The organism is Metapseudomonas cellulosilytica (assembly GCF_049334135.1).
Classification (GTDB): Bacteria; Pseudomonadota; Gammaproteobacteria; order Pseudomonadales; family Pseudomonadaceae; genus Metapseudomonas.
On sequence record NZ_JBHZGN010000002.1, the window covers coordinates 203539 to 222000 of the forward strand.

General features: G+C 66.2%; 7 protein-coding genes. 6 read left to right on the forward strand and 1 reads right to left on the reverse strand.

Annotated elements, in window-relative coordinates; all coding sequences use genetic code 11:
- Positions 1-237: 237 nt before the first annotated feature.
- On the reverse strand, positions 238-11337 hold the full coding sequence (locus ACFW0H_RS03060; protein ID WP_422912425.1) for a two-partner secretion domain-containing protein: 11100 nt from the start codon (positions 11335-11337) through the stop codon (positions 238-240).
- A gap of 247 nt (positions 11338-11584) precedes the next feature.
- On the opposite strand from ACFW0H_RS03060, the gene ACFW0H_RS03065 reads away from it, so the two are divergent.
- The 6 genes from ACFW0H_RS03065 to ACFW0H_RS03090 all read left to right on the forward strand — a co-directional run bounded on the left by ACFW0H_RS03065 (position 11585) and on the right by ACFW0H_RS03090 (position 18359).
- Entirely contained in the window at positions 11585-12496 is a 912-nt protein-coding gene (locus tag ACFW0H_RS03065; RefSeq protein ID WP_422912426.1) for a LysR family transcriptional regulator, read from the forward strand.
- Positions 12497-12600: 104 nt separating this feature from the next.
- Entirely contained in the window at positions 12601-14103 is a 1503-nt protein-coding gene (locus tag ACFW0H_RS03070; RefSeq protein WP_422912427.1) for a gamma-aminobutyraldehyde dehydrogenase, read from the forward strand.
- 64 nt (positions 14104-14167) lie between these two features.
- Positions 14168-15319 (forward strand): putative ABC transporter substrate-binding protein YdcS, encoded by a 1152-nt coding sequence (gene ydcS / locus ACFW0H_RS03075; RefSeq protein ID WP_422912428.1) that lies wholly within the window; start codon positions 14168-14170, stop codon positions 15317-15319.
- A gap of 266 nt (positions 15320-15585) precedes the next feature.
- Positions 15586-16611 (forward strand): ABC transporter ATP-binding protein, encoded by a 1026-nt coding sequence (locus tag ACFW0H_RS03080; protein ID WP_422912429.1) that lies wholly within the window; start codon positions 15586-15588, stop codon positions 16609-16611.
- Between the two features lies 1 nt (position 16612).
- Positions 16613-17563 carry an ABC transporter permease gene (locus ACFW0H_RS03085; RefSeq protein ID WP_422912430.1) on the forward strand — a complete coding sequence of 317 codons (951 nt, stop codon included), beginning with the start codon at positions 16613-16615 and terminating at the stop codon, positions 17561-17563.
- On the forward strand, positions 17553-18359 hold the full coding sequence (locus ACFW0H_RS03090) for an ABC transporter permease (protein WP_422912431.1): 807 nt from the start codon (positions 17553-17555) through the stop codon (positions 18357-18359). The genes ACFW0H_RS03085 and ACFW0H_RS03090 overlap by 11 nt, the downstream gene beginning before the upstream one ends.
- Positions 18360-18462: the final 103 nt, after the last annotated feature.

Here is an 18462-nt window from a genome sequence, read left to right on the forward strand (position 1 = left end):
ACAAGCATCGAATATCGGCAACTTCTGATCCAATTAATAAAGTAACGCCTCCCCCCTCCTTCTTCAACAACCTTATCAAACCCTCTCTCCTTATTCACTGGCGACCACAGACCTCCATAGTATCCATATGGATTTAGATACAGACTAAAATCCCTCCCTACAGCGCCATCCATCCCAGCCCGCCAAGCAGAGTTAGATGGCGCACAAGCTCCCACCAAAAGAAGAGCCGCATACAAACTACCTACCCTCATTCTCTCTCACCGCACCGTTCAATAATCGATATTTCTCATAGATCGCACCATAATTAATAAACAACGCAGGCGGCATGCTTCCCAAATTCTCTAAAACGGACATACTTCCACCCTTATGAATCTCCAGTTGATTCATCCAAGTATCATGCAATGTGGCAAACGAGTTAAACCCCGGAAGCATATTTAACGCATCACTAATATACGTCCCATGACAAATAGAATAAATATTTTGACAAGCATCAAGAGAAGGCCAATTCAGCCCTATATTCTTCCCCTCCCGTGAAACCCCATTCATAAGAACATTAGGAACCGTCCCATCCTCCAATGGAATTGCTCTCGGACCATCAGGTCTGTCTACACCGGGCCTAACATCTGGCTCTCGCCCTACTGAGTACTGATACAACTCCATCAACGCCCCAGTAGCCGCTATGCTCAACCAAGCCTCTTTGTCTTCGCCGCTTAACATTCCTTTCAGTGCCGTATTTGCCATATAGGCTTTTAGTCGCTCACCATAGTCGAATTTATAATTACCCTCTGCCGTCAACTCTCGGCCCCAACCGTCCGTTACACCGGCACTAAACCCTGCGATCAGGGCAGCAGTGGCGTATGCTTTCAAGCTGTCCTTGCTTGTCACATCTTTCAGTGTTTCCCCCAATTCCCCGCGATTGCTGACCAAGCTGGCCGCCCCCGTTCCCGCAGCGGAAGAAAGTGCTGTCGCGGCCATCGCGTTGCCCCAACCAGCAGCTACGGTCGAAGTCGTCGCGACGCCTGCAACAGTTGTCGTGGTTGCGGTACCCGCCGCCATCGCAGTACCTGACCCAGCGGTGGCTCCCGCGGCACTCCCCACCATCCCACTCGCAGCCCCATAGGTTGCAGCGGCGGCGAGAATGGCGATGGCGATTGCGGCTCCGGCTCCGATTCCCGAATGGCTGTACTTGAAGGAGTCATGCACCTCCTTCACCCGCTGCCAGTCCACATCCCCGCGCTGTTCCAGTTCCTTGATCCAGGCCAGGTTCGGGTCGGCCTGGACCATGGCGTCGATGGTCTGGCTGACGGTCTGCTGGTCGATGTGCTTGAGATCGACCTTCAGGCCGTCCACGGCCTTGATCGCGATTTCGCCCTGGGCGATGAGTTCGCTCTGGCGCAGCGTTTCGTCGGTGGTGCCCTTGCCCTTGGCGCTGGTCCAGGCGAGGTCGCCCTTGCTCTTCTCATGGCTTTCCTGGTGCAGGTCCTTCACCGCTTCGAAGGCGATTTCGCCGCCGCTGTCCAGGGTCAGGTCGGCGCCGGATTCGAGCCGGGCGGCCTGGTAGCGCTGGTCGCCTTCGCTGACCAGGGTGAGGTCGCCGCCGGTGGTGATCTCGCTGCCAACGTGGCGGATGTCGGTGACTTCATCGCGCTTGAAGCTGCTGCTGCCGAACGAACCCTTTTTCTTCTTCTCGTACAGCGAGGAGTCGCTGTCTTCGGCGGCCAGCAGGCTGAGGTCGTTGCCGGCGTAGAGGAAGGCTTCGTCGCCGGCTTCGATCCGGCTGGCTACCAGGGTGAGGTCCTTGCCGGCCTGCAGGTCAACGTCACGCCCCGCCACCACTGAGGTTTCCTGTTGGCGCACGTGGTCTTCCTGGCGGGTGACCGTCTTGCTCTTCGAGTAGAAGTGCTCCTCGTTCGCCGCCGAGGCCAGCAGGATGTCTCCGTCCGCATCCATGCGGATGTCGCGTTTGGCCTCCAACTGGCTGGCGATGGCGGTGACGTCGCGGCCCGCCTCGATGCTCAGGTCACGGCCACTGGTCACGGTGGAGCCGTGCTGGGTAACGCTCTCGTCCCGGTAACCGGGACCGAAGGCCTGGCCGACCCTTTCCTGCTGGGAGAGGATCTGTACGTCCCGGCCGGCACTCAGGAAGAGGTCGCCGCCGGCCTGCAGCACGCTGCCGATATTGGCGATATCGCGCCCGGCGGAGAGGCTCAGGCCGTTGGCGGCTTCGATGCGGGCCGCGCTGTCCAGATAGTCCCGCTGCTCGGTTCGGCCCGCCGTATTGCCCAGAACACTGGTCACCGAGCGCTCGTTGATGATGTCGCCGGTGAGGGCGATGGCGCTGACATCGCGCCCGGCGATGATGCCGCCCTGAGCGTTGCGGATGCTGTCGATGGCCAGCAGCGAGACGCGATCGCCCGCCTCGATCAGGCCGCTGTTGACGAGGTTCTTGCCCGTGGCGCTGAGGTTGTCGCTGGCGCGCAGGGTGCCCTGGTTGGCCAGCTCGCCGCCGGAAATCAGCGTCACGTCCTTGCCCTGGATCAGCGCACCGTTGGGCGCCAGGCGGCCATTGGCCTGGGCCAGGTAGAGCACCGGCACCAGCACCTGCTCGCCGTTCACCACGTGCTCTTCCATCCATACGATGTCGTGGGTCAGCGCCGCCACCTGGGCCGCGGACAGGCCCACGCCAACACTGACGCCGAGCTGCTGCTTGCTGGCGATGGCGTTGTCCATCAGGTAGCGGAACATTGCTTCGTCGCTGGTCAGGCCATCGAGGAAGCGCTGGCCGGTGCGGGCGGCGATGGCCTCGCGCACCAGACGCTGTTCGTAGAAGCCGTCGCCCAGGCGCTTCTGCGCCTGGTCAGGGTCGTAGCCGAGGTTGCCGAGCAGGTAGTCGGAGCTGAGGAACTGCTTGAGGTTGGTCAGTTCCGGACTGGCTTCGACCAGGTATTTGTGGGGCTTGGAGGGTGCCTGGTTACCCGGAAGCCCCTGGACGCGGGCGATGCTCTGATCCTGCGGCTGGCTGCCGCCGGCAGCGCCGGAGCGATCGGGTACCACGGAACCGAAAGGGGCGTCGTCCGCCTTGACCTGGATGGCGCCGATACCGGCGCCCTCGGCCTGCAGGCGAGCACCCAGTTCCAACTGGCGGCCGCCGATGATCGTCTGTCCGGCGTCATTGACCTGCACCTGGCGCGCCTGGGCATCGGTCAGCACCTGCTCGCGTTCGGCCAGGCCGATGCTGGCGCCTCCCAGGGTCCAGCTCTGCGGGCCTTGCGCGGCCTGGTCGGCCTGGGCCTCGCTGCCACTGGTGGTGCTGAGTCGGAACAGCCCGTTGGAACCCGAGGGGATGCTGAAACCCGGCAGGGCGAGGGGGTTGACCTGTTGTTGGGCAAGGTCTGGAGGGAGTTGGCCATTGATGACAATGGAGGTGGCAGCGCCGGCTCCCTGGGCCGATGTGGCGCCAACCCTGTTCACGCCGACGCTGTACTGCTGGGAAGGTGCGACGACACCATTCTCCAGCCGCTCACCGGCCTGAATGCGAACGCTTCCCGCAGCCTGGATGGTCGCCTGCGCGGCAACCCCCGTGCTCTGGCTGATCTCCGAATCGCTGGCGACGCCCCACTGGGTGATCCCAGCGGGCAGCGGCTCATGTCTATCGGGATCGTATTGCGACGGCGGTGCAAGCACCTGGTCCTTGTATACGGGGTAGTTCGTAGGGAGATTGACCGTCCTGCCGATGACATCGCCGAACGAATAGTAGGCAGCCGGAGGATCGTCCTTGCCGATCTTCTTCACTTCGGGAAGGACGGTATGGATCTGTCCAGAGGCGTCGGCTATCCGCAGGCCCGGGAAATCCGGGTCGTTGCGCTGGTTGAACGGCAGCAGCACATCGATGATCAGGCGCGAAGCGGTTCCATTGGTGACCCCGCCGGTGTTGTAGACCCGGGTACGGTCGATGGTGCCGGCGGCAGCGCCCTGGTTGCTGAAGACGCCGGTGGCGATGTCGAGATTGCCCCCCGAAGAAACGAGGCTCTGCAGGTTCTGGAAGGATTCGGAAGCAACGACCTGATTCCCACCCGCGGATATGAGCGACGCAGCTGAGTCCACCAGGAGGGTGGACTGGTACTGTTCCTTGGCAACGAAACTGATGTCCCAGGTATTGCCGCGGCACCTGCGGCAGGTCAGCGCGACGACGCTCGAAACCAGCTCACGATCCAGCTGGAAGGCATCCTTGCGGTTGATGATGCTGGACGCCGCCAGGCGCATGTCGCCGCCACTTTCCAGGGTCGCGGAGACGTTTTCCAGCAAGGTGCTGTATGCGCCTGCATCGTTGGCGGCGATATCCAGCGCGCCGAGGCTGTACACATCCGCGTAGCGGTTGGTGAAGCTGCCCACCCGCAGCGCCATGTCGCCGCCGCTGAAGATCAGGCCGTTTTCGTTGAGCAGGCTCGGCGTCACCAGGCGCAGTTGCTCCGCGCTGCCCAGGGTGCCGTGGTTGTTCAGCTGTCCGGCGTTGACCGTCAGGCCGCTGGCCGAGGTCATCACTCCGCTGTTGCTGAGCTGGCTGCCCACGCTGATGGTGGTGTTGCCGCCGCCGGTGATGCGGCCGGCCGTGGGCAGGGTGAGCTGAGCGGCGCTGAGGCCCAGGTCGCCTAGGCTGGTCACTCGCCCGTTGCCGCTGTAGGTACCGCTGAGGGCAAGGCTGAGTGTGCCATCGCTGGCGATCAAGCCATCGTTGAGCCAGTTGCCGCCGCTGCCGGTGAAGCTACTGCGGGCCAGCAGCTGGCCGCTGGCGGTCTGGTGGAATTGGCCGACATTCACCGTCAGGCGGCCGGCCTGGATGACAGTGCTATTGGTCCAGCTGTCGGCATTGAGGGTCAGGCCACCATTGGTGACGAGGCTGCCACCGGCGTTGACTACATTGGGCAGGGCGATGTCGAAGGCGCCGTTGCCGACGTGGAGCAGGCTGCCGCCGACGTTGAGGAAGCTCCCCGCCACCAGGCCGAAGTCGAGGTTGGCGGTTTCCAGGATGCCGTTACGGTTGTCCAACAGGCCTTGCACGGTCAGTTGGGTGCGGCCGCCGGTGCCCAGGGCGCGCAGCTGGCCACCGCGGTTGTCCAGGGATGCTGCGGCCAGGGTCAGGGTGGTGTCGCTTTCGATGATGCCGGCCTGGTTGTTCAGCACGCCGGCCAGGCTGAAGTCCACCGTGCCGGCGGCGATCTGTCCGGCGTTGGTCAGGTTGTCACCGCTGAGCTTGAGCAACTGCTTGGCGAAGAGCGCGCCCTGGCTGTTGTCCAGGCTGGCGACGCTCAGCAGGGCGTTGCCGGAGAGGGCCGAGAGGTGCCCGCCCTGGTTGGCCACGGAGGCGGCCGTCAGCTCCAGGGACTGCCCCTGGACCACGCCGCCCTGGCCGGCGTTGAGACCGTTGGCGAGCCAACCGCTCAGGCGGGCCTTGATCCAGCCTTCCAGGCTGGCAAGTGTGCCGCCGCGGTTGTCCAGGTTGTCGGCGCGGATCTCCAGGTTGCCAGCCTGGCTGATAGCCCGTCCGCCGAGGTTGGAGAAGGCCCCGCTGACGATCTCCAGATCGCCCCTGGCCTGGATGGCGCCCAGGCCGTTGTCCAGGCTGGCGGACTCGATGCGCACGCCGGCATCGCGGCTGTAGATGAGGCCGTCGTTATCGTTCTGCACGGCGCCGGTCGCCGTCAGCAGCAGGGCGCCATTGGCCGCGACGGTGCCGCGATGGCGGTTGTCCAGACTGCCGGTGAGCAGGGTCAGCAGGCCCTGGCTGACGATCTGGCCGTTCTGGTTGTTGACCTGGATCGCCCCCTGCAGCAGCAGCGGCCCCACGCTGGCCAGATTGCCGTTGGCATTGTCGAGGGTGCCGAGCAGGTCCAGCGTGACGGCACCATTGCCGGCAATGCTGCCGCCGCTGTTGTCGAGGTCGGTGGCACGCAGGACCAGCGCCTGTTGCGCCTGCACGGTACCGGCGGCGTTATTCAAGCTGGCGGCGTTCAGGGTCAATTTCGCGCCGCTGTCGATCTGCCCGCCCGCGCTGTTGTCCAGCTGGGTGGCGACGTCGAGCTGCTGGTCGCCGCCGCTGGAGAGGATGCCCCGGTTGCTGTTGTCCAGGCTGGCGGCCTTGAGGTCCAGGCGACCCTTGCTGGCCAGTGCACCTTCGCCGCTGTTCTGCAGGGCACCGCTCAGGGTCACGGACAGATTGCCATCACGGCTGGAGAGGGTGCCGAGGTGGCGGTTGTCGAGGCTCTGGCCGCTGACGCTGAGGCCCTGCCAGCCGGAGAGCAAGCCGAGCTGGTTGCGCAGCTGTACGCCGCTCAGGTCGAGCTGGCCGCTGCTGATCAGCTTGCCACCGCGGTTGTCGAGGTCGCGCAGGACCAGGCTTAAGCCCTGGCTGCTGCTGATCTCGCCGCCCTGGTTGGCCAGGTCGCGCAGCCGCTGAAGGCTGAGCGGGCCCTGGGCAAGGATCAGACCGCCCTGGTTGTCCAGGTCGCCACCGTTGAGGTCGAGGGTGAGGCCGACGGCACCGATCAGCCGGCCCTGGCGCTGGATCAACCGGTCGAGGAACAGGCTCAGGGCGCCCTGGGCGGAGACTTCGCCACCCTGGCTGGAATCCAGTGTGCCGGCCTGCAGGTCGAGCTTTCCCTGGCTGTTGATCAGGCCGTTGTCGCGGTTGTCGATGGACTGGGCGCGCAGGTCGAGGGCACTGCCGGCCAGCAGGCTGCCGCCGCGGTTGTCCAGGCTGCCGGCCTTCAGCGTGAGCTGCCGGGCGGCGTTGATCAGGCCTTGCTGGTCGTTGGCCAGGGCGCCACTGATGTCTACCTGGGTCGTACTGCGGCTGGTCAGGGTGCCGCCGGTATTGGCCAGGCTGGCGGCCGCGACATCGAGGCGGGCGGCGGCGATCAGGCCCTTGAGGTTGCCCAGCGCCTGCTCGATTCGCAGGGTCAGGGCCTGGGCGCCGAGCAGCTTGCCGCTGGCGTTGTCGAGGCTGCGCGCGGCCAGGGTGAAGGCCTGCTGGCTGGAGATTTCGCCGCCCTGGTTGTCGACCTTGCCGAGGTTCTTCAGCAGCAAGTGGCCGGGGGCGTTGATCAGGCCCTGGCGGTTGTCCAGGTCACCACCCTGGAGGTCGAGGCTGAGGCCGGCATTGCTGAACAGCTGGCCGCCCTGCTGCGCCAGGCCACTGGCACTGACGGTGAGGACCTGTTGGCTGCCGAGGCGGCCGCCGTGGTTGATGAGCTCACCCGTGGTCAGGTTCAGGGCATCGGCGCTGGTCAGTTGCCCCAGGCTGTTGTCGAGGCGGCCGGTGGCGAGTTGGGTCTTGCCCTTGGCCGACAGCACGCCCTGACGATTGCTCAGTCTGTCGCTGGACAGCGTCAAGGTGCTGTCCGTCAGCAGTTGGCCGCCGTCGTTGGCAAGCACACCACGACTGAGGATATTCATGGCGCCCGCGCTGGAAACAGTGCCGCCGCTATTGTCGAGGCCGCCGGCAGCGAGGGCGAGACGACCTTCGCTGTTGATCAGGCCCTGACCATTGGTCAACGCCTGCTGCAGAGTGATGTCCACGGCCTGCTGGCTGAGCAGGCGGCCGCCGCTGTTGTCCAGGCTGCTGCCGGTCAGGCCCACCCCGGCCTGGCCGGAAATAAGGCCCTTGGCGCGGTTGATCACCTGCTCGACGGCGAGAACCAGGCGGGTGCCGGCCAGCAGCCGGCCCTCATCGCTGTTATCGAGCTGCCCGCCGACGATCTGGACCGCCTCCTGGCTGGAGATCTCGCCACCACGGTTGTCGATCTCATCGATAGCGAGGGACACGCCCCGGGTCGCGCCGACCAGGCCGTTGGCACTGTTGTCGAGGCGCTGGCCCTTCAGGCTCAGGGCGCCCTGGGCGATCAGCAGCCCGCCGCGCTGGTCGAGGGTGCCGATATTCGCCTGGACATCCGCCTTGCCGGCGATCTCGCCAGCGCGGTTGTCCAGGGTGCTGGCGGTCAGGTCGAGCTTGCCGCTGGCCACCACGGCACCACGCTGGTTGTCGAAGTGGCCGGTGACCGCAAGCGTGAACCGGTCTCGGCTGTTGAGCAGCCCTTCACGGTTATCCAGGCTGCCCGCACGCAGGTCCAGCCCCTTGGCGGAGACCGTGCCTTTGACGTTATCCAGGGCCTGGGCGATGCGCAGCACCAGCGCCTGGTTGCTGAGCAGCTTGCCGCCAGCGTTGTCGAGCTGGCGCGCGGCCAGGGTGAAGCCCTGCTGGCTGGAAATTTCGCCGCCACGGTTGATCACCCGCCCCAGGTTCTGCAGTAGGAGCTGGCCGGGGCTGTTGATCAGGCCGCCGCTGTTGTTCAACAGGCCCTGTTGCAGGTCGAGGCTGAGGTCGGCCTGGCTGAACAGCTCACCACCGTCGTGCTGGTCCAGGCCGGTGACCTTGGCGGTCAGGCCCTGGCCGCCGGCGATGCGGCCCTTGGCGCTGTTGTCGACCTGACCGGCGTCCAGGTCCAGGATGCCGGCGGAGGTGAGCTTGCCGCCCCGGCGGTTGTTCAGCGCACCGGTGTCGATCCGTGCGTTGCCCTTGGCACTGAGTACGCCTGCCTCGCTGTTGTCGAGGCTGGCGCTGGCCACAGCGAGGTTGCCGTCGCTGACGATGGAGCCGCCTTTGTTATCGAGTTGGCCGGCGCTGACCAGCCCCAGGTCGGCGGCGCTGGAGAGGGCGCCACCCTGGTTGTCGATCCGGCTGGCCTGGAGCGCCAGGGTACCCTCGCTGCTGATCAGGCCCTGGCGATTGACCAGTTCGCCTGCCGACCCGCCGGCCTTGGGCGTCAGGGCGATGACCAGCGACGTGGCGCTGGCCAGGGTGCCGCCGCTATTGTCCAGGCTGTGGGTGTCGAGGGTGGTGGCGTGACGGCCGAAGATCAGGCCCTTGGCCTGGTTGATCAGCCGATCCACGGCGAGGACCAGTTGGTTGCCCGCCAACAGCTTGCCGCCGCTGTTGTCGAGGCGCTGGCCGGCAAGGCTGACGCTCGTTTGGCTGGACAGCTCGCCGCCACGGTTGTCGATGTCGCCAACCTCGAGTTTCAGCGCTTTGGTGCTGCCCACCAGACCGCCCTGGCGGTTGTCCAGGGCGCGGGCCTGGAGCTGCAGGGTGCCCTGGGCGACCAGTTCGCCGCCCTGCTGCGCCAAGATACCGAGCGTTGCGTTCAGATCACCCTGGCTGGCGATACGGCCCTGGGCGTTCTGCACCTCCTCGGCCTCAATCGACAGGGGACCGGCGGCGGAGATGCGTCCGCCCTGGTTATCCACACGCTGGCCCTGATGGTCGAGGCGGTCCTTGCTGGTGATCTGGCCCTGCTGACGGTTGTCCAACTGATTCGCACGGAGCACCAGCGGACCATTCGCTGCGAGCCTGCCACCGCGATTGTCCAGGTGGTTCGCGGTAACGGTGACCGGCCCCTGGCCACTGACCTGGCCGGCGTGGTTATCCAAGCGACCCGCGTGGATCGCCAAGGGTCCCTTGGCGAGCAGGCCGCCCTGCTCCTGGTTGTCGAGCAGGCCGTTGACGCGGGCGTTCAGTGCGCCATCCGCCACCAGGGTGCCGCGGCGGTTGTCGACGCTGGCGGCTTGCAGGTCGAGGTCGCGCCCGGTGCCGAGCGTGCCGCCCTGGTTGTCCAACGCACCGTTCAGGGTCACCGACAGGCCCTGGTCGCCCAGCACTGCACCGCCCTGGTTGTCCAGGCTGGCGGCCTGGATTCGGGTGGCACCGCCACTGGAGATCTCACCGGCGCGATTGCGGAGCGAGCCGCCCTCCAGGCGCACGTCGCCGTTGCTGCCGAGCAACCCGTCGCTATTGTCCAGGGACGCGCTGGCGTTCAGCTGCAGCTGCTGTTCGCCGATCACCTTGCCGCCCCGGTTGTCGACGCTCTCCGCCTGCAACCGCACGCTACGGCTGGAGACCTCGCCACCACGGTTGTCCAGGTGGCCCACCTGCGCCTGCACTCGGCCGGCGCCGTTCACCCGCCCGGCCTGGTTGTCCAGTTCGCCGGCGCTGAGCGCCAGGTCGCCCTTGGCCAGCACCCGGCCCTGGCGGTTGTCCAGCTTGGAAGCCGCCACCTTGACCTGTGACTGGGCACTGAGGGTGCCGCCCTGGTTGTCCAAGGTCTGGCGAGCGCTGACCTCGAGGTTGCGGCTGGCCGCCAGGGTGCCGGCGTTGCGCACCTCCCGCGCTTGTAGCTGCACGTCGCCGACGCCATTACGGCTGTTGTCCGGGTTGACCCCGGCCTCGACTACCCCCTGGTTGAGGGTGCGTCCGCCGCTGTTGAGGCGCACGGCGTCCTTCGCCGCCAGGCTCTGGCGGATGGCCAGGTCGCCCTGGGTTTCCAATACGGCGCTGCCGCCGGCATAGGCCTGGGCGGTCAGCTCGGCGCCCTGCGCCCTGACCTGCAGGTCGCGGGCGGCCGCCGTCTGCGCCAGGGTCACCTGGCCGTTGGCGTCGATGCGGATATCGCCGGCACTGGCCGCCATGTCGCCGGCCAGCTTCACGCCCACCCCGGCCTCGGTGCCCACCAGGCGGATGGCCCCGGCGTACATGCCACCCAGGGCGGAGCTGTCGATGGCCAGGGCCGGAGCGGCGCCGCCATCGGTGGAGCGCGGGGTGGCGGCCAGGCTGTCGGCCTGCACGTCGTTGCGGCCGGTCACGATGGTGAGGTCGCGGGCATGGAGTTCGGCATTGAGCCGCGCGCTGCGGGTGATCAGCTCGAACTGGTCGACGTTGCTGGCGTTGAGGCCGGCGCCCTCGAGGGTGATATCGCCGCCGTCTACCTGGAAGCGCTCGAGCCGTCCCGCCTCCAGCACCGGTTTGCCGGTGGTCAGGGTGGCGCGCGGGGTGTTGATGAAGCCGCAGCCGTTGCAGGTGAGGCCGTGGGGGTTGCTGACAATGACCCGCGCTGACTGCCCGGCCACTTCGGTGTAGCCGCCGAGCAGGCTGCGATTACCGCCGGTGACTTCGTTGAGGATGGTGCCGGCGGCGCGGCCCTGGAGGTTGGGGTTGCCGAGGATCAGCCCGCCCAACTGGCTGGCCTGGGCCCGCTCGGTGGCGTTGTTGAGGATCAGCCCCTCGGCACCGACGTTGTACTCGCGGAAGCGGTTGTGGGACAGGCCATTGGCGTTGGGGGTGGCAATGTTGACCACCGGCACGCCGTTGCCGGCCTGGCCCAGCTGGGTATTGCCGCCCGCCGCCTGATCCACCGCCAGCTGGGCGGCAGTGGCGACGATCGGGTCGAGGAAGAGGATGCCGATCAGGACCAGGGCGATGCATTGGTTGAGAGGACTGCGGGTATCCATACGGGGCCTCGACCTTCGCGAACTTCGACTCGGAAAGTACGAGATGGTCGAAACCAGACGACGCCCTAGCAAGCGCCCAACCGCAGGTAGAGAAGAGTCGATCCCGGTTTCGGAGATTTCCTATGGCCCCTTACACATCGAACCAAAATCATCACTGCGGATCCGCAAGGTGGCGGATTCGCGCGTAACCATCTAAAAAAGCGAAACCTTCGTTCTGATTTCGATAATCAAGGGACACCATCCGCCCATGATGACCCTCCGCCAGATCCGCCATTTCATCGCCGTGGCCGAAACCGGCTCGATTTCCGCCGCCGCCCAGGCGGTGTTCATTTCCCAATCCACCCTGACCCTGGCCATCCAGCAGCTGGAAGAGGAAATCGGGGTGAGCCTGTTCAACCGTCACGCCAAGGGCATGTCCCTGACCCACCAGGGCCACCAGTTCCTGCGCCAGGCGCACCTGATCCTGGCGACGGTGGAGAACGCCAAGCGCAGCCTGCAGCAGAGCACCGACCAGGTCGCCGGCAGCCTCACCATCGGCGTGACCAGCCTGGTGGCCGGCTACTACCTGGCCGACCTCATCACCCGCTTCCAGCGCGCCTATCCCAATGTGAAGACCCGCGTGGTGGAAGACGAACGCCCCTATATCGAACACCTGCTGGTGAGTGGCGAGATCGACGTCGGCGTGCTGATCCTCTCCAACCTGGAGGACCGCCATGCCCTGCAGACCGAGGTGCTCACCCACTCGCCCCACCGCCTCTGGCTGCCGGCCCAGCACCCCTTGCTGGAACGCGACAGCATCGGCCTTGCGGACGTGGCCGGGGAACCGCTGATCCAGCTGAATGCCGACGAGATGGGCCTGCACACCCAGCGCATCTGGTCCCGCGCCGGGCTGACGCCCCAGGTGACCCTGCGCACCGCCTCGGTGGAAGCGGTGCGCAGCCTGGTGGCGGCCGGCCTCGGCCTGTCGATCCAGCCGGACATGACCTACCGCCCCTGGTCCCTGGAGGGCGACATCATCGAAGCCCGGCCCCTGGTGGACCTGGGCGCGCCCCTGGACGTGGGCCTGGCCTGGCGCCGCGGCACCGCGCGCCCGGCCCTGGTGGATCCCTTCCTCACCGTGGCGCGGGAACAGCCGAACAACCGCAGGCTTTCGATTTAATCGAACGCTACTTTCAATATTTAGAATTTGTCGACCTCAAGCCCGGCCTCTAGTCTCTCGAACCATAGGCAGAGGCATACCGGGCTTCCCCAAGGAGCACCGGGATGTCCGAACCACAAAAAGAGCGAAAGAGAGCCAGCAAGATGACCGGCGCCATGAGCACTCCCACCCTGCACAGCGAACTGCTGATCGACGGCCAGTTGGTCATCGGCGAGGGGCTGGCCGAGCCGATCATCAACCCCGCCAGCGGCGAAACCCTGGTGGCCATCGCCGAAGCCTCGATTGAACAGGTGGAAGCCGCCGTCGCCGCCGCCCACCGCGCCTTCGCCGGCTGGTCGCGGACCACCCCGGCGCAGCGCTCCACCGCACTGCTGGCCATCGCCGACGCCATCGACAAGCGCGCCGAACAACTCTCCCGCCTGGAAGCGCTGAACTGCGGCAAGCCGCTGCACCTGGCGCGCCAGGACGACATTCCGGCCACCGCCGACGTGTTCCGCTTCTTCGCCGGCGCCGTGCGCTGCCAGCAGGGTCAGTTGGCCGGCGAGTACATCCCCGGCCACACCAGCCTGGTGCGCCGCGACCCGGTGGGCGTGGTGGCCTCCATCGCGCCCTGGAACTACCCGCTGATGATGGCGGCCTGGAAGATCGCCCCGGCCCTGGCCGCCGGCAATACGCTGATCTTCAAGCCCTCGGAACACACGCCCTTGTCGATCCTGGCCCTGGCGCCGGCCTTGGCGGAAATCCTCCCGCCCGGCGTGATCAACATCCTCTGCGGCGGCGGCGACAGCGTCGGCAGCCAACTGGTGGGCCACCCGAAGGTGCGCATGGTGTCGCTGACCGGCGATATCGTCACCGGCCAGAAGATCCTGCAGAGCGCCGCCCGCACCTTGAAACGCACCCACCTTGAGCTGGGCGGCAAGGCGCCGGTGATCGTCTGCAACGACGCCGACCTCGACGCCGTGGTCCAGGGCATCCGCACCCACGGCTACTACAACGCCGGGCAGGACTGCACCGCTGCCTGCCGCATCTACGCCCAGGCCGGTATCCACGATCGCCTGGTAGCCGAGCTGGGCGAGGCCGTGGCCGGCCTGCGCTTCGCCCGCAAGCGCGACCAGGACAACGAGATCGGCCCGCTGATCAGCTCGCGCCAGCGCGACCGCGTGGCCAGCTTCGTCGAGCGCGCCCTCGGCCAGCCGCATATCGAGCGGGTCACCGGCGCCGCTGTGCACTCCGGCGCGGGCTATTACTACCAGCCCACCCTGCTGGCCGGCTGCAAGCAGCAGGACGAGATCGTCCAGCGCGAAGTGTTCGGCCCGGTGGTCACCGTCACCCGCTTCGACGACCTGGCCCAGGCCGTGGACTGGGCCAACGACTCCGAGTACGGCCTGGCCTCGTCCGTCTGGACCCAGAACCTGGACAAGGCCATGCAGGTGGCCGCGCGGCTGCAGTACGGCTGCACCTGGATCAACACCCATTTCATGCTGGCCAGCGAGATGCCCCACGGCGGGCTCAAACGCTCCGGCTACGGCAAGGACCTGTCCAGCGATTCGCTGCAGGACTACAGCGTGGTGCGGCACATCATGGCCCGCCACGGACAGACGCTCTAGCAAGACAACAACGGCTCCACCCGCTTCAACTGCCTCGACCAATAACTACTCAAGAGGAAACACCATGTCCGTGCGCAAGACCGCTCTGCTCAGCGCCATCGCCACCGCCGTCCTGGCCAGCACCAGCCTGCAGGCTGCCGAGGCCCTCAAGGAAGTTGGCAAGGGCGAAGGCCAGCTCGACATCATCGCCTGGCCCGGCTACATCGAGCGCGGCGAATCGGACAAGAACTACGACTGGGTGAGCCAGTTCGAGCAGGACACCGGCTGCAAGGTGAACGTGAAGACCGCCGCCACCTCCGACGAGATGGTCAGCCTGATGGCCAAGGGCGGCTACGACCTGGTCACCGCCTCCGGCGATGCCTCCCTGCGCCTGATCTACGGCAAGCGCGTGCAGCCGATCAACCCGGAGCTGATCCCCAACCTGAAGAACCTCGACCCGCGCCTGAAGGACGCGCCCTGGTTCACCGTCGACGGCAAGTCCTACGGCACTCCCTACCAGTGGGGCCCGAATCTGCTGATGTACAACACCAAGGCCTTCACCAAGGCGCCGGACAGCTGGAGCGCGGTGTTCGAGCCGCAGCAACTGGCCGATGGCAAGGCCAACAAGGGCCGCGTGCAGGCCTACGACGGCCCCATCTACATCGCCGACGCCGCCCTCTACCTGAAGTCCGCCAAGCCGGAACTGGGCATCCAGGACCCCTACCAACTGACCGAAGAGCAGTACGCTGCCGTGCTCGACGTCCTGCGCAAGCAGCACGGCCTGGTGCACCGCTACTGGCACGACGCGACCGTGCAGATGAGCGACTTCAAGAACGAAGGCGTGGCCGCCTCCAGCACCTGGGGCTACATGGCCAACACCCTGAAGGCCGAGGGCCAGCCGGTGGCCACCGTATTCCCGAAAGAGGGCGTCACCGGCTGGGCCGACACCACCATGCTGCACGTGGACGCCAAGCACCCGAGCTGCGCCTACAAGTGGATGAACTGGTCGCTGGAGCCCAAGGTGCAGGGCGACGTCTCCGCCTGGTTCGGCGCCCTGCCCGCCGTACCTGCCGGCTGCAAGTCCAGCGCCCTGCTCGGTGCCGAGGGTTGCGCCACCAATGGTTATGAGCAGTTCGACAAGATCGCCTTCTGGAAAACCCCGCAGGCCGAGGGCGGCAAGTTCGTCCCGTACAGCCGCTGGACCCAGGACTACATCGCGATCATGGGCGGCAGGTAATTCGCGCCGAACTCTCCCCAGACGTCACCCCTCTCCCTCTGGGAGAGGGGCCGGGGGTGAGGGAGGTCCGAGCTCGCGCAGTGTTTCCCTCTCGAGCAAAGCTGGTCCGAATCCCCATGAAGCACCGAGCGGCTGACGCTCCCCTCACCCCAACCCTCTCCCGGAGGGAGAGGGAGTCAGTTCGAGCCACATGAGATTTCCGCAGGGCTTCCACCGCGAGGCTCCGCTCAAGTCATGCTTTTTTTTCGCGTCACCGGAGCCCCACCATGACACTTGCTGTCCAGTTCACCCAGGTTTCCCGCCAGTTCGGCGAGGTCAAGGCCGTCGACCGGGTATCCATCGATATCAAGGACGGCGAGTTCTTCTCCATGCTCGGCCCATCGGGCTCCGGCAAGACCACCTGCCTGCGTCTGATCGCCGGCTTCGAGCAGCCCACTGCGGGCTCCATCCGCATCCACGGCGAAGAGGCCGCAGGCCTGCCGCCCTACGAGCGCGATGTGAACACCGTGTTTCAGGACTACGCGCTGTTCCCCCACATGAACGTGCGCGACAACGTCGCCTACGGCCTCAAGGTGAAGGGCGTGGCGAAAGCCGAACGCCTGGCCCGCGCCGAGGAAGCCTTGGGGATGGTCGCTCTGGCCGGCTACGGCGACCGCAAGCCGGCGCAACTCTCCGGCGGCCAGCGCCAGCGCGTGGCCCTGGCCCGTGCCCTGGTGAACCGGCCGCGCGTGCTGCTGCTGGACGAACCCCTGGGCGCGCTGGACCTCAAGCTGCGCGAGCAGATGCAGAGCGAGCTGAAGAAGCTGCAGCGCCAGTTGGGCATCACCTTCATCTTCGTCACCCACGATCAGGGCGAAGCGCTGTCCATGTCCGACCGCGTGGCCGTGTTCAACAAGGGCCGCATCGAGCAGGTGGACACCCCGCGCAACCTCTACATGAAGCCGGCCACCCCCTTCGTCGCCGAGTTCGTCGGCACCTCCAACGTGCTGCGTGGCGACCTGGCGCGCCAGCTCACCGGCGCCGATCAGCCCTTCTCCATCCGCCCCGAGCACATCCGCTTCGCCCAGGGCGATATCGGCAGCCACGAGGTGGAAATCCGCGGCCTGCTCCACGACATCCAGTACCAGGGCGCCGCCACCCGCTACGAGATCCGCCTGGATAACGGCCAGAACCTCTGCGTCAGTCTGGCCAACAGCCAGTGGCAGGATGCCGCGCCGCTGCACCAGCAGGGCCAGGTGGTGACCGCCCGCTGGGCGCGCGACGCCATGGTCCAGCTGGCCGAGGGTGTGTGACATGGAACTGACCCTCAACGCCGAGCGGCCCCGCGCCGCCAACGGCCTGATGCGCAGGCTGTCGGGCCTGCTCTACCGCAAGCCGGCCCTGTACCTCTCGCTGCTGCTGGTGCCGCCACTGCTGTGGTTCGGCGCCATCTACCTGGGCTCGCTGCTGACGCTGCTCTGGCAAGGCTTCTACACCTTCGACGACTTCACCATGTCGGTGTCGCCGGAGCTGACCCTGGCCAACTTCGCCGCGCTGTTCCAGGCCGCCAACTTCGACATCATCCTGCGCACCCTGAGCATGGCGGTGGTCGTGTCCATCGCCAGCGCCGCCGTGGCCTTCCCCATCGCCTACTACATGGCGCGCTACACCACGGGCAAGACCAAGGCGTTCTTCTACATCGCGGTGATGATGCCCATGTGGGCCAGCTACATCGTCAAGGCCTACGCCTGGACCCTGCTGCTGGCCAAGGGCGGCGTGGTGATGTGGTTCGTCCAGGCGCTGCACCTCGAGCCCGTGCTGGAACTGCTGCTGGGCGTGCCCGGCGTCGGCGGCAGCACCCTGTCCACCTCGCACTTCGGCCGCTTCCTGGTGTTCGTCTACATCTGGCTGCCGTTCATGATCCTGCCGATTCAGGCCTCCCTGGAGCGCCTGCCGCCGTCCCTGCTGCAAGCCTCGGCAGACCTGGGTGCGCACCCGCGGCAGACCTTCCTGCAGGTGATCCTGCCGCTGTCGGTGCCGGGCATCGCCGCGGGTTCGATCTTCACCTTCAGCCTGACCCTGGGCGACTTCATCGTGCCGCAGCTGGTGGGCCCGCCCGGCTACTTCGTCGGCAGCATGGTCTACGCCCAGCAGGGCGCCATCGGCAACATGCCCATGGCTGCCGCCTTCACCCTGGTGCCGATCGTGCTGATCGCCCTCTACCTGTCCATCGTCAAACGTCTGGGGGCCTTCGATGCACTCTGAACGCGCTTCCTGGGGGCTGAAAGCCGCCGCCTGGGGCGGGCTGGCATTCCTGCACATCCCGATCCTGATCATCTTCATGTACGCCTTCAACACCGAAGACGCCGCCTTCAGCTTCCCGCCGCAGGGCTTCACCCTGCACTGGTTCAGCGTCGCCTTCGGCCGCGCCGATGTGGTGGAAGCGATCAAGCTGTCGCTGCAGGTTGCCTGCATCGCCACGCTGATCGCCATGGTGCTGGGCACCCTGGCCGCGGCTGCGCTGTACCGCCGCGACTTCTTCGGCAAGGAAGGCATCTCGCTGATGCTGATCCTGCCGATCGCCCTGCCCGGCATCATCACCGGCATCGCGCTGCTCTCGGCGTTCAAGGGGCTTGGCATCGAGCCGGGGCTGCTGACCATCGTCATCGGCCACGCCACCTTCTGCGTGGTGATCGTCCACAACAACGTGATCGCGCGCTTCCGCCGCACCTCCCACAGCCTCATCGAAGCCTCGATGGACCTGGGCGCGGACGGCTGGCAGACCTTCCGCCACATCATCCTGCCGAACCTCGGCTCGGCCCTGCTGGCGGGCGGCATGCTGGCCTTCGCGCTGTCCTTCGACGAGATCATTGTCACCACCTTCACCGCCGGCCACGAACGCACCCTGCCGATCTGGCTGCTCAACCAACTCAGCCGCCCGCGCGACGTCCCGGTGACCAACGTGGTGGCCATGCTGGTAATGCTGGTGACCATGCTGCCCATCCTTGCCGCCTACTACCTGACCAAGGGTGGCGAGAGCGTGGCGGGTAGCGGGAAGTAACGACAGTTTCAGACCGGCTCCCTCTCCTTCGCTTTTCTCCCCTCCCTTCTCCCTCCGGGAGAGGGGCCGGGGCGGGCCGCGATCGGATGAGAGTAGTCCGAGC